This is a genomic window from Nitrosospira sp. Nsp2, from assembly GCF_003050965.1.
Classification (GTDB): Bacteria; Pseudomonadota; Gammaproteobacteria; order Burkholderiales; family Nitrosomonadaceae; genus Nitrosospira.
This window is the reverse complement of record NZ_QAOU01000004.1, coordinates 24,969-38,062: the sequence shown is the minus strand read 5'-3', so window position 1 is coordinate 38,062 and position 13,094 is coordinate 24,969. Positions and strand designations below refer to the sequence as shown.

The 13,094-nt window shown below is 53.6% G+C and carries 12 protein-coding genes and 1 tRNA gene; 9 read left to right on the top strand and 4 right to left on the bottom strand.

Annotated elements, in window-relative coordinates; all coding sequences use genetic code 11:
• Positions 1 to 12: 12 nt before the first annotated feature.
• The 4 genes from tpx (at position 13) to C8R31_RS10010 (ending at position 4,074) form a co-directional block, all read left to right on the top strand.
• Positions 13 to 507 carry a thiol peroxidase gene (gene tpx / locus C8R31_RS10025; protein WP_107693938.1) on the top strand — a complete coding sequence of 165 codons (495 nt, stop codon included), beginning with the start codon at positions 13 to 15 and terminating at the stop codon, positions 505 to 507.
• 78 nt (positions 508 to 585) lie between these two features.
• Positions 586 to 2,034 (top strand): aminomethyl-transferring glycine dehydrogenase subunit GcvPB, encoded by a 1,449-nt coding sequence (gene gcvPB, locus C8R31_RS10020; RefSeq protein ID WP_107693937.1) that lies wholly within the window; start codon positions 586 to 588, stop codon positions 2,032 to 2,034.
• A gap of 49 nt (positions 2,035 to 2,083) precedes the next feature.
• Positions 2,084 to 3,019 (top strand): carbohydrate kinase family protein, encoded by a 936-nt coding sequence (locus C8R31_RS10015; protein ID WP_107693936.1) that lies wholly within the window; start codon positions 2,084 to 2,086, stop codon positions 3,017 to 3,019.
• A gap of 227 nt (positions 3,020 to 3,246) precedes the next feature.
• Positions 3,247 to 4,074, top strand: coding sequence for a 1-acyl-sn-glycerol-3-phosphate acyltransferase (locus C8R31_RS10010; protein ID WP_107693935.1), 828 nt, complete (start codon positions 3,247 to 3,249; stop codon positions 4,072 to 4,074).
• On the opposite strand, the gene C8R31_RS10005 is transcribed toward C8R31_RS10010, so the two are convergent.
• Together C8R31_RS10005 and C8R31_RS10000 are read right to left on the bottom strand one after the other, a co-directional pair.
• On the bottom strand, positions 3,995 to 4,822 hold the full coding sequence (locus C8R31_RS10005; protein WP_107693934.1) for a symmetrical bis(5'-nucleosyl)-tetraphosphatase: 828 nt from the start codon (positions 4,820 to 4,822) through the stop codon (positions 3,995 to 3,997). The two genes, C8R31_RS10010 and C8R31_RS10005, sit on opposite strands and share 80 nt — an antisense overlap.
• A 195-nt stretch (positions 4,823 to 5,017) precedes the next feature.
• Positions 5,018 to 5,575 (bottom strand): cytochrome c5 family protein, encoded by a 558-nt coding sequence (locus C8R31_RS10000; RefSeq protein WP_107693933.1) that lies wholly within the window; start codon positions 5,573 to 5,575, stop codon positions 5,018 to 5,020.
• Between the two features lie 141 nt (positions 5,576 to 5,716).
• Here C8R31_RS10000 and C8R31_RS09995 point away from each other — a divergent pair.
• Positions 5,717 to 5,793, top strand: a tRNA-Arg gene (locus C8R31_RS09995).
• Positions 5,794 to 5,969: 176 nt separating this feature from the next.
• On the opposite strand, the gene C8R31_RS09990 is transcribed toward C8R31_RS09995, so the two are convergent.
• Complete coding sequence (locus C8R31_RS09990; protein WP_107693932.1) at positions 5,970 to 6,572, bottom strand: hypothetical protein; 603 nt, start codon at positions 6,570 to 6,572, stop codon at positions 5,970 to 5,972.
• A 658-nt stretch (positions 6,573 to 7,230) separates the two neighbouring features.
• Between C8R31_RS09990 and C8R31_RS09985 the strand changes: the two genes are divergently transcribed.
• Complete coding sequence (locus C8R31_RS09985) at positions 7,231 to 8,445, top strand: OmpP1/FadL family transporter (protein ID WP_258192666.1); 1,215 nt, start codon at positions 7,231 to 7,233, stop codon at positions 8,443 to 8,445.
• A gap of 78 nt (positions 8,446 to 8,523) precedes the next feature.
• Here the strand turns inward: C8R31_RS09985 and C8R31_RS09980 are convergent, their stop codons facing one another.
• Positions 8,524 to 10,422, bottom strand: a complete 1,899-nt coding sequence (locus tag C8R31_RS09980) for a potassium transporter Kup (protein ID WP_107694159.1) — start codon at positions 10,420 to 10,422, stop codon at positions 8,524 to 8,526.
• A 486-nt stretch (positions 10,423 to 10,908) separates the two neighbouring features.
• Here C8R31_RS09980 and C8R31_RS09975 point away from each other — a divergent pair, with 486 nt between their 5' ends.
• From C8R31_RS09975 to C8R31_RS09960, 3 genes are all read left to right on the top strand, one after another.
• Complete coding sequence (locus C8R31_RS09975; protein ID WP_107693931.1) at positions 10,909 to 11,412, top strand: PRC-barrel domain-containing protein; 504 nt, start codon at positions 10,909 to 10,911, stop codon at positions 11,410 to 11,412.
• 487 nt (positions 11,413 to 11,899) lie between these two features.
• Positions 11,900 to 12,391 carry an NAD(P)-dependent oxidoreductase gene (locus tag C8R31_RS09965; RefSeq protein WP_107693929.1) on the top strand — a complete coding sequence of 164 codons (492 nt, stop codon included), beginning with the start codon at positions 11,900 to 11,902 and terminating at the stop codon, positions 12,389 to 12,391.
• 123 nt (positions 12,392 to 12,514) lie between these two features.
• Positions 12,515 to 12,691 (top strand): hypothetical protein, encoded by a 177-nt coding sequence (locus C8R31_RS09960; RefSeq protein ID WP_181320542.1) that lies wholly within the window; start codon positions 12,515 to 12,517, stop codon positions 12,689 to 12,691.
• Positions 12,692 to 13,094: the final 403 nt, after the last annotated feature.

Here is a 13,094-nt window from a genome sequence, read left to right as displayed (position 1 = left end):
AAGGAGAACAGCATGGTTACTCTAGCCGGCAATCCCATTAAAGTCGAAGGTACTTTTCCGAAAGCAGGCGATAAAGCTTCGGATTTCTCACTGGTGAACCGGGACCTGAAGGATGTTACGCTGGCCGATTTTGCCGGCAAGAAAAAAGTACTCAATATCGTTCCAAGTCTCGACACTCCCGTCTGTGCCATGTCCACGCGCAAATTTAACGAAAAAGCCAGCAATATGGACAACACAGTTGTACTGATCATTGCCGCTGACTTGCCATTCGCGATGAGCCGCTTTTGCGATATCGAAGGACTGGATAAGGTTGTGCCGCTTTCAACCATGCGGGGGTCGGAGTTCATGAAAAATTACGGCGTCGCGATAACCGATAGTCCACTGGGCGGCATCACGGCTCGCGCTGTGATCGTGCTGGATGAAAACAACAAGGTAATCCATAGTGAGCTCGTGCCTGAAATCAAGGATGAGCCTAACTATGATGCGGCCTTGGCTGCCCTGCAATAATCGCCCGCATTCTACGCCCGATGTTTGAGAATTACCCTTGGAATAAAAGCTTAACCTAACCGCAAAACACATCTCATAATGCTGATATTTGAACATTCCCGTCCCGGACGGCGCAATTATTCCCAATCTCCACTCACCCCAACGCCGACGACAGGTATTCCTGAAATGTTGTTGCGAAAGGCGCCGCCGTTGCTCCCGGAAGTATCCGAGATGGATGCAGTACGCCATTACACCCGGCTATCGCAGAAGAATTTTTCAATTGACACGCACTTCTATCCGCTTGGCTCTTGCACGATGAAGTATAACCCCCGGGCGTGTAACTCTCTTGCGATGCTGCCTCAGTTTCTCGCACGGCACCCACGTGCGCCGGAAAGCACCGGTCAGGGGTTTTTAGCGTGCATGTACGAGTTGCAGGAAATCTTGAAAGATGTAACGGGCATGGCTGGAGTCAGCCTTACTCCGATGGCAGGGGCACAGGGTGAATTGATCGGCATTGCGATGATACGCGCTTACCATGAGGCGCGCGGCGATATAGCGCGAACGGAAATCATCGTACCTGATGCGGCTCATGGCACGAACCCTGCCACGGCCGTAATGTGTGGCTACAAAGTAGTTGAAATAGCCACCGACAAGGAAGGCGATGTTGATATGGACGCACTGAGGGCAGCGGTTGGCCCTCAAACAGCGGGACTAATGCTGACGAACCCGTCAACGCTTGGGGTGTTCGAAAAGAATGTCGCGGAAATGAGCAAAGTCGTCCACGAGGCGGGCGGATTGCTGTATTACGATGGCGCAAACCTTAACGCTATACTTGGCAAGGTCAAACCCGGCGATATGGGCTTTGACGTCATTCATATCAACTTGCACAAGACTTTCTCCACGCCCCATGGGGGCGGCGGGCCCGGTTCTGCCCCAGTAGGGGTTGCTGAGCGTTTATTGCCATTTATGCCCGTGCCGATAGTAGCCATGGAGCAAGGGAAGTATCGATGGCTGACGGAAAAGGATATACCGAAGTCCATCGGCAGACTTTCGGCTCACATGGGTAATGCCGGTGTGCTGCTCCGTGCCTATGTCTACGTTCGCCTGCTAGGGTCAGAGGGCATGCATCGGGTAGCGGAATTCGCTGCGCTTAATGCTAATTACCTGATGGCGGAATTAAGCAAGGCCGGTTTTGAGATAGCGTATCCGACTCGTCGTGCCAGTCACGAGTTCATTGTCACCCTGAAAGACTTAAAGGAAAAAACCGGCGTAAACGCAATGAACGTTGCCAAGCGGCTGCTGGACAAGGGCTACCATGCCCCAACGACCTATTTTCCGCTCCTAGTGCCAGAGTGCCTCCTGATTGAACCGGCAGAAACCGAATCGAAGGAAACCCTTGATGCATTCGTCGGCTCGATGAAGGAAATCCTTGAGGAAGCTCACACTCAGCCGGATCTGGTAAAAAATGCACCTCACACCACACCGGTGCGAAAGCTGGATGATGTGCGAGCTGCGCGAGAACTGGATTTAGTGTGGAAGCCAGCTTAAGTTAGGGTCAAAACCAGTCCTTTTCTTCCAAGCCAACCCGAGCCCACTCATGCATACACTCATCTGCGGCTCTATTGCCTATGACACTATTATGGTGTTCAAGGATCACTTCAAGAACCACATTCTTCCTGAAAAGATCCATATTCTAAATGTTGCTTTTCTCGTACCCGATATGCGCCGGGAGTTTGGCGGCTGCGCCGGCAATATTGCTTACAACTTGCAAATGATAGGGGGCCACCCCTTGATCATGGCCACCGTCGGGGACGACTATTCGCCGTATGCGGGCCGCTTGCAGGATCTCGGGCTTGCACAAGATCACGTACGCCAGGTGAACGGCGCGTTCACGGCGCAAGCATTTATAACAACTGATCTCGCAGATAACCAGATCACGGCCTTTCATCCCGGGGCGATGAATTTTTCTCATGAAAATCATATTGCCGACGCAAACGATGTAAATCTTGGCATCGTAGCTCCGGATGGACGCGAAGGCATGGTGCAACATGCGCGCGAGTTCCATGAATCTGGCATTCCCTTCATGTTCGATCCCGGTCAAGGGCTGCCGATGTTTACGGGGGAAGAACTGCTGGATTTTATCCACAAAGCAGATTATGTCGCCGTTAACGACTACGAGGGCCAGCTTCTGCACGAGCGCACAGGGCGTTCGTTGGAAACGCTCGCGAAACTCGTTAAGGGCTTGATTGTCACGAAGGGCGCTGAAGGGTCCGTTATTCACGCTGATGGTCAGCAGGTCCAGATACCCAGCGCCAGGCCAGACAGGCTGGTTGACCCCACGGGTTGCGGAGACGCTTACCGTGCCGGGTTACTGTATGGAATCACGCATGATATGGATTGGCAGAGTACTGGGCAACTCGGTTCGCTCATGGGAGCTCTCAAAATAACGCAACGCGGCGGGCAGAATCATAGCTTCACCAAGGATGAAATAGGTCAACGGTATTTTGAAATTTTTGGCAGCCGCGTTTTTTAGCCAAGAGTATGGACCACTGATCCGCGACGATGGTTCCTGGTCGTCAGTACTTCTAACTGACTGCCAATAACATAGGGAGTCGTCAGGGAATCAAACCTGGTAGCCACAGAATTACGGGCGGAGATGGCGCTTCGCGCAACCCCGACGGAATGTCGGGACATCTCTGAACCTTTCCCACTCGCGTTCCTGCGAGAGCTATTGCCACGTCGATGCGGTAATATAGTGGCATGCCGACCTCTGAGACTAGCGCCACGACCCCTACCACCACTCATCATCTGACGCAAACTTTTCGTGCGGTCCGCTTATTGCTGCACATCATTTCCGGATTGATCCAGTCAGCTATCTATCCTCATCTCAACCAGCCATGGCAACGCCGCATGGCTAGAATCTGGTCCGCCCGCCTCCTGTCGATTCTAAGCATCCGGCTACGCTATCAGGGAACGCCCCCTCCCCCTGAAATACCGCGAGCGATGTTGGCGGCCAATCATGTATCCTGGCTGGACGTTTACTCTCTCCAGACGGTAAGTCCGGGCCGGTTCGTGGCCAAAGCTGAAATTCGCGGCTGGCCCCTGTTGGGCTGGTTAAGCCGAAATGCGGGAACGTTATTCATTGAGCGCTCGAAACGCAGCGACACCGCCCGAATAAACAAGCATATCGGCGAGGCGCTGGCAATTGGCGACCGGGTCGCGGTATTTCCCGAGGGCACCACTGGCGACGGCAGGGCACTCATGCATTTCCATGCCTCGCTCCTGCAACCCGCGGTAAACGTCGGAGCCATGTTGTACCCGGTCGCAATACGCTATACGAATATAACGGGGGAGATCAGCACGGAAGCGCCCTTTGTAAATATCTCAATGATGGAGTCTCTGCGTCGGATATTGAGGGAACCGTGGATTAATGTTGAACTGATTTTCGGTAATCCCATTAACAGTAGCGGGAAAAATCGGCGGGAACTCGCGCGCGGTGCGGAACACGCTATTGCAAGCGCCTTGTCGCTTCCTGTCCCCCACAAGGCACCTGGAACACCTTCCGATCGTCCAAGCGAACCGCAGTAAGGGTTCCACCCCACAGACAGCCGGTATCCAGGGCGAGCAGATTGTTTCGTAACTGCAATCCCAACGCAGACCAATGGCCGAAAATAATGGTAGCTTCGCGGCTGGCGCGATTCGGCGCCTCGAACCAGGGTAGATAGCCGTCCGGTATATCCTTGACCATGCCCTTGAATCTAAAATCCATTTTTCCGTCAGGCGCACACACACGCATGCGCGTCATGGCATTAATGATCACACGCAGCCGCGCGTAACCGGACAGACCCTCATCCCAATGATCCGGTTGATCGCCATACATATGGGCGCACAATTCATGAAAATCCTCGCCACGGATCATGGCCTCTACCGCCCTCGCAAGCTCAGACGCTTGGTCGATGCTCCACGACGGCAATAAGCCCGCGTGTACCATTGCGTAACCCCCCTCCACGTGCAGCAGTTTCTGTTGTCTCAACCAGTGGAGAAGCTCTTCTCTATCGGGTGCGCTGAGTATGTCCTGTATGGTGTCGTTCCGGCTCAAGGAGGAGCATCCTTCCGCCACCATGAGCAGATGCAGATCATGGTTGCCAAGCACCATTGTTACTGCGTCGGTGAGACCTTTTACAAACCGCAATACCCGGAGCGAGTTCGGGCCGCGATTGACGATATCGCCCACCAGCCACAGCCTGTCTTTCGTGCGGTCAAAGCCAATCAGATCCAACAGCTCCCTGAACGGCCGGTAACATCCCTGTAGGTCCCCGATTGCAAATATAGCCATATTGTTAAATCATTGACGGGGCGGACGATGCGTTCCATAGTTATATAGCCCGGGTGTGAGCGACGACCAACTGAAAACCCTAGCGCTATTTTCGGACAAAAGCAGGCCGACCCCCACCTGCACAGATGTGTTCAAATAACAAGGACAATACCAGCGCCAGACTGTGCGAACTCGGGATTCTCGACCCTCAGAGGCTCATTTCGACTGACTCACCATATAATCGACCACTGCCTTGACCTCGGCATCGGATAGGCTGGCGTTTCCACCCTTGGGAGGCATCGCATTTTTTCCCTTGAGCGCGCTATTGTAGAGCCCTTCGCTACCGGTCTTGATTCTCGCGGCCCATGCAACTTTGTCACCAAGTTTGGGAGCACCTGCGGCACCGCTGGCGTGACACGCCGCGCAACTCGCCGTATAGATCGACTTGATTCTCTCCTCCCCAGCCTCCGCGGGTCCCGCTGGCGCTTCTGCCGACAGCGTCGCTTGACCCGATGCTCCCGTTGATTGGGCCTCAGCCTGCGGCGTCGATTCGTCTGCTAACACCAGTTCACCCACCGGCTTCAGGCGCTTAACCACGGCTTCATTCGAATAAGCTGGACTATTTGGATCGATTGGTTGGTCGCCTGTCACATATTGTCCCAACAGCATAAAAATTGTGACGGGAAACACAAAAGCCGCTACAAGCGCCGTTATCAATTGGCCCGGTGTTCTGATCGCCGAGGAATGATCTTCATCTTCTTCGCTGTTGCTCACAATAACTCCCCAAAAAAAAAATGGTTATTGTATAGGTTCGGGTCTATTGACGCAAAAGGCGGCTTGATTAGGTTGGACGGACGAATCAAAAAAAGCTATCCTATCGCTGCTTCAAAGTACTACCCCATCAGCACTTTCTTCGCGCCCATAGCTCAGATGGATAGAGTACCGCCCTCCGAAGGCGGGGGTCACACGTTCGAATCGTGTTGGGCGCGCCACCTAATCAAAAGTTATCTTCCTGCGAATCCCCTTCGGATTGCACCCGTCAGTACCGGCCAGCACGGCCGCTAATAAGTTTTTTGTTACTATCTCGGAAATGAAACCCGGGAGCGAAATCTGGAAGCCTGTTTTGCTTTTTACTCCGCTTCCTTTGGTCTTAATTGGCGCAATTTCCTCAACCTTTTTTTAGATACTCTTCAATTGCGCTACGCGACAGGCGCCGGTCACTACTTGCAAATATTAACTCAAGGCACGAGCTTGCCGCAGACATCGCTGAGTCTTCCGTTGAATTTACGGCCACGGACAGTCCGTATGATTCAAAACACCGCATTAGCGAATTAGCTGCATACCAATTCGCAGTAGCTGGTTTTCTTCCTGCATTGCCAGTACCTGGCTCCTTGTCAAGCACTCCCGCTATTTCCTCTATAAGGTAGCCAAGCAATGTCCTCAGATTTTCTATTACAGGCGGGGAATCTCGTCTATAGCTGAGGCCCCACAATGCCACGTTCACGCCTTGCGGAATATTTTCGAGTTTTTCCGCCAGGGAAGTCGCATTCTGCTTCAGGTCGTTAAGTGTGGCATTGAACTCGCCAGCGCTCAGCTCGTCCGGCTCGCTCCTACAAAGAAAACGATAGACCGTAGCAATGCTGCAAATATCATTTACGAAAGCATCGTCGTTCTTTATGGAACGCAGCATCGCGACTTGCGATTCGTCGAACTGAATATCTTTCACCTGCTCGCCAGTTTGGCGCTCAACACGAGGCTTAGCTGTTGCCATAAGTGCCCTCCGCCTTATTTCTTTTTAACGGGAAAACCTCTGTGAGTGCGTCTTGCCAAGTGACACCCGCCCGCCCGCAGTAACAATAGCTGCGGCGCGTTCTGCTTGGCCGCTTCACGTATGATAAGCCAATGAACCTGTTTCTGTTCAGCTGATATTGACTATGCCTGGTAATAGCACAACCAGGTATCGCGTGTATGCAAAGGTCAAGCGGTAGTATGGATATACTACAATAACTTCGACGTGGCGTAAGCGCTAGCGCTATTCCATCAAGAGTAAACCGCTGAGGCTCGCCTCCCGGCGGAATCGCGATGGGAATAGGGTTGCGTGGCCTCCTTATGCGGGATAGCGAACGGACGAAGCTAGCCAAAAAGTAAAATCATAAAACTTGCCGTTACAGGGATGGACTCCCGAAGCCGTTAGCGTTCGCCCTTCGCTATGTCATTGTTTTTATATAAGCGGCTATATTTCATGTTTCTGCATGCTCTGCCGTTGAGATGGGTGATACCCCTGGAGCAAGGTGATTTTATACTTTAAAACCATATGTGTCCCAAAGGCGCGCGTCAGCGATTTCTTATTATTCGTGCACCGTCCGGGTTTTAACCGAGGATTCCGCTATCATTCCACCTTATTTCTTGTATTCTTAATGGTGGGTAGCATGTCCATCACGGGCGGCGCAACAGCGGCTGGATTCGCGTTACAAAATCAGAACGGCGCCGGGACAGGATACGCCTACGCAGGAGCAGCGGCAGTAGCGCAGGATGCTTCAACTATTTACTTCAATCCTGCCGGGATGACCTACCTCGCTCCTGGACATCACATTTCTGGCGCCGGGAGCTTACTCGCACGATCATTGAAGTTCAAAGACACGGGTAGCGACCCGCTACTGGTCTACCCGGTCGGCGATAATGGCGGCCAAGGCGGAGGCTGGGCCGCCGTTCCTGCTGTTTACTGGAGCATGGCAATCACGCCCGCGATACGCGCCGGCCTGGGCATTTCGCCGACCTTTGGCAATGCTACCGAGTGGAGCAATACTTTTGTTGGCCGCTACCAAGGGATACATTCAGAAATCAGTAGTATCAACGCCAATCCCAGCATTGCCTGGCGGGTAAATGACATGATTTCGCTCGGCGCCGGTCTTAATGTCGTGCGGTTTGACGCGGATTTGCGCAGTATGACACCGGCAACTTCCATGCTGCCCGCTCGAGTGGATGCTCAAACACGAGTAAAAGGCGATGATATAGGGTTCGGCTATAATCTCGGCGCAATGTTCCAGCTAACGCCGGCAACGCGCATCGGTCTGACGTACCGGTCAACAATAGACCTGAAAGTCAGGGGAGATGCCGAGATTGCTGGTAACAAAATACCAGCATCTGTTTCGGTTGAGCTGCCCAACACGGTGTCCGCAGCAGTGTCACACATGGTTAATGACCGACTCCAGCTTCTCGGCGATTTTACATGGATGGGCTGGAGTCATATTCCCGCGTTGTCAGTCCAGAGCCGCGCTACCGGGTCCGTTCTGTCACTTGAGCCGTTGGGTTTCAAGGACACCTACCGCGTGGGTGTGGGGACCCAGTATCAATACAGCGACACCCTCCGGCTACGGGCAGGATTCGCCTGGGATCAGTCGCCAACGCAGAAGGCGGCGGACCGAACTGTGCGTCTTCCTGACTCTGACCGCTTCTGGCTGGGAGTGGGCGTCAACCAGAAGATTAGCAAGAAAACATCTATCGACCTAGGATATGCCCATATATTCTTCGACAGCGCCGAGATAAACCGGCCCACGAACAATAACCCGGCGCTTCAGATTGTCCGTGGCTCGTTCAACACGTCGGTGCACATCCTTTCCGTTCAACTCAACCATCAATTTTGAGCTCCGTTTGGCGTGATCCATGGGCGCGAGCATGAGCCGAATGCCAAGCCCAGTCGAGGTAGCCAGCCCAGAATCGGTTTAAATTTCGACCCGCGCACCCAATTCAAGAACCCGATTTGCGGGTAACTTGAAGTATTCTGCGGCATTGCTGGCATTGCGCGCCATTGTTGCGAAAAGCCGCTCCCGCCACAGCGCCATCCCGCCCCCAGGACATGGGACCACAATTTCACGGCTAAGAAAGAAAGATGTTTTCAACGGCTCGAACTCAAGTCCATATCGCTGGCACTTTTCAAGCACAGCAGGTAAGTTGGGTTCATCCTTGAAGCCGTATTGGACCGTTATCTGGTAACAGTTTCCTGGCAGTGATTTTACTGAGACGCGCTCTTCTTCAGGAACCCGCGGTGTTTCAAGGTAACTCACGGTCAGGAACACCACGCGCTCATGCAAGACCTGATTATGCGCCAGGTTATGTAGTAACGCATGGGGCACTCCTTCCGGATTTGCGGTCAGAAAAATCGACGTTCCGGATACGCGCGCAGGCGGATGTGCAATCAGTGATTCCAGGAATGGCAGGAGCGGTATGGCAGCCGAACGCAAGTGCTCCACCAGAATTTGACGCCCGCGGTTCCAGGTTGCCATGACAAAAAAGATAACGGCGCCGATCGCAAGGGGAAACCAGCCGCCCTGCGCGATTTTAAGCATGGTGGCAGCGAAAAACGCGGTATCGATCGTCAAAAAAAATCCGGTCGCTAATAGACTCAGAATCAAAGGGTAGTTCCAGGCATAGCGCAAAACGAAAAACGTCAGTATGGTTTCTATCACCATGGTGGTAGTGACGGCAACGCCGTATGCCGACGCCAGACTGGACGAGGAACCAAACCCCACTACAGCCATCGTCACGGCTGCGAGCAGAGTCCAGTTGACGAAGGGGATGTATATCTGACCTATCCTCCGGTCTGAAGTGTGCCTGATCTGCATACGCGGTAGAAATCCCAGCTGGATTGCCTGCTTGGTTACGGAAAAAACGCCCGAGATTACTGCTTGCGAGGCGATAACGGTGGCGGCAGTGGCTAATCCTACCGCGGGGTACAGCGCCCACGAGGGAAACAATAGATAAAACGGATTTGAAATGGCTGACGGATTCGCCAGCAGGAGCGCCCCCTGCCCGAGATAATTCAGCGTCAGCGCGGGAAGGACGCACACATACCACGCCAGGCGAATGGGTTTCGCGCCAAAGTGTCCCATGTCGGCATAGAGCGCCTCTCCCCCTGTAACCGCGAGCACTACACCGCCGAAGGCAACAAACGCGAGCCATCCGTTATTCATGCAAAATGCAAGAGCCTGCAACGGGCTAAATGCCTCCAATATCCCGGGCGCGAGGGTGATGTTTGCCAGTCCGGCGAGACCCAACGTGCTAAACCATATCAACATCACCGGCCCGAATACTGCGCCGATCCCCCCTGTACCACGCTGTTGCACGAGGAATAGCGCGATCAGTACGGCTAGTGTAATTGGCAGCACGTACGGCTGGAGGAGCGGCGTCGCCACCTCCAGCCCTTCTACCGCGCTCAGGACAGAGATGGCGGGGGTTATGACTCCGTCGCCGTAGAAGAGGGCTGCACCAAACCCGCCGATGAGAAAGAGCCCGCTGCGCAAACGCGGACGGCTGGGGACCGACGAACTTGCGAGTGATAACAACGCCATGATGCCGCCCTCGCCACGGTTGTCTGCGCGCAGGATCAAGCTGATGTACTTGACAGACACCACAATCATGAGCGCCCAAAAAATGAGCGAGATGACGCCGATGACGTTGGCTTCGTTGACAGCAAGTCCGCGGACCGGATCGAAAACAGTCTTCATTACATACAGCGGACTTGTTCCGATATCCCCATAGACCACGCCCAGCGCAGCCAAGCTTAATAAGCCGAGAGATTGGTGGCCCACGCCCGATTCCAGCTCCGTGTCTTGGGTCGTCATGATCGTCCAGGAATTGGCAAGTTTATCTTGCTGCGGAATGACAAGGAAAGATAATACATAGAGGAAGAAGGCCCATGAAATCACCGAGACCGTAACGTTCGGTGGCGGGCTGTTCTGTTCAGGAAATCCGGGAGTTTATGCCTTCGCACCGCACTCCCTCGATGCCTGTGTGCGGGCGTGCTTTGCCGACCCAGCAATCGGACAGCACGTAAGATATTGTACACGACCCATTTAACAATGACACAAAGGGATACTCCGCGGGTCCAGCAGCACAATTCCTACCGCTATTGCGCGTAAGCACTTATGCGTATTGGACATGGGATTCTGGTGAAACATGCGACTGCAATGTTCCGTTTGTGTGGGTTACCGTACTGATTGCGATGGTCATCGGCCCTATTCTTGTCGGATCGGCGCGTCTTGGAATCGTGAGATGAATCGGCGGCGTGCCCTGAACTATTTTGGCATTTACTCTTGGGGGAAACGATCATGAGCTACGAAAATCGCGATCTTTATGGCATGTACAAACGCTACGACAAGAAGGGGCCAGGGCCCCGCCTGATGGGCGCCGGCACGCTCATTGGGGAGGATGTGTACAATCATAAGCACGAAGATTTGGGTGACATCGAGGAAATCATGCTGGAAATGGATAGCGGCAAAGTTGCCTACGCCGTGTTGTCCTTCGGCGGCTTGTTGGGCGTGGGCGAGAAGCTCTTTGCGGTGCCGTGGAGTGCGCTGAAGCTGGATACCGAGAACAAGCGATTCATTCTCAATGTGGATAAGGAGCGCCTCGAAACTGCTCCCGGCTTTGCCAAGGATAACTGGCCCGACATGACGGACCTAAGCTGGCAGAACACGATTCATTCCTTTTACGGAACCAAATCCTACACAGAACCTGCGACGCAACCCGAGGACACGCCGGACACCCCATATGAGGACACCCCCTACACCATCACGCAGACGGCCAATCCCAATTCCGGGCGAGTCACGTAATTCCTTGGGCGTTTCGGCGTGATCGGGCCGGGGAGAATCGGACGAGATATCTCGGATTTCGGTTCAGAATAGTGCCGTCGCTTGACGGCGTTGGCGCCTCCTCGTGGCTGCTTAATCCCAGAGTTCTTCGGGAACGGGCGTAGCCTCTATCCATTGCGGGGGCGGAGCCGGACATGAGCTACTGAGGGGAAGCCACACGTGACACGCATATCAGACGAAGTGTTAAAACATGGGTTGCTGAACGCATCCGCCGGTTAAGGTCAGTGGGATGCTTACGGAGAAACCCCTCGCTCTTATCACTGGTTCGGAAGGCAGAATCGGTAAGGCAATTGCGGCAGAGCTGGGCGATGACTATATAGTTGTCGGTTTCGAGCAGAAATGTGACACCGACTCAAACTGCATTGCTGTCGACATCTCATCTGACGAAGCCATGTCCAGAGCGTGCGAGCAATTACGCCATGGCTACGGGTCCCGAATTTCATAGGTCATTCACCTGGCGGCGTTTTACGACTTCTCCGATACGCCAAATCCCCTGCATGAAGAAGTCAACGTAAAGGGAACGTGGCGACTCCTGAAGTCACTTCAAGCGTTTGACGTCGAGCAGTTCATTTATGCCAGCACGATGCTGGTGCATGCTCCGACCGCGCCGGGCTTGCCTATAACGGAAGATGGAGCCTTGGAGCCTAAATGGCCTTATCCCGAATCCAAAGCCGTAGCAGAAACTGAGGTAAGCATTCATCACGGCTGCGTTCCATTTGTAATAATGCGATTAGCGGGGGTGTATACCGAATGGGGGGAAGTTCCGTCATTGAGTACCCAGATTCAACGCATTTACGAGCGCCAGCTGCAAAGCCATGTATTCCCTGGCAATCCATCCCTGGTCAAGCGTTTGTACATATGGATGACGTCGCGCACGCATTTCGCCTTGCTGTTGATAAGCGCTCGCAATTGCCCCAGGAAGCCAGCTATTGATCGGTGAACCGCGAACAGAAAGCTATGAAGGACTACAGAACTTGATCGGGCAGCTCATTTACGCCGAACCTTGGCCCACCCATCAGGTACCAAAACGGTCGCCGTGGCGGGCGCCTGGCTGCAGAACAAAATGGAAGATGTTATCCCCAATGTAATAGATCGGGGAACCGAACCATTCGTAAAACCTTTCATGGTGGCGTTATCGGATGATCACTTTGAACTGGATATTCGCGCGCGAGGCGACTTCTGCATTGGAGACCAGCGCATACGTTACGCGAGACGTTACCGGAGATTACGGAACATCTGAAACGCAGCCCCGAGGCGTGGTACATCCGTAATAAAATTCCGCCGCCTCGATGGCTTGAGGATATCGAAAAAAGTGCTGTTCCCACTACGCTCCTGATTGCACAGAGTAATAAGAAAGAGCTTGATGAACATCGGCAAACGCTGTGGTGTCACTTCGCCAACATAGGACTTGGGTTATGGTTGCTATCGAGTCCGTTTACTTTTGGGCTCGCCGAAAACTGGATGGAATCCGGAGCCATGGCATCTCCAACTCAGCGCGGCCTGCCTCTGTTGGACACGTGGATGACGGCGAATGATGTCGTTACCGGACTGTTAATCATTCTCTTCGCTTGCCTTTCGATCGCGCGTGACTACGGCTGGGCGCGCTGGATAACGGCCCTACTGGAGTCTGGCTGTTTTTTGCC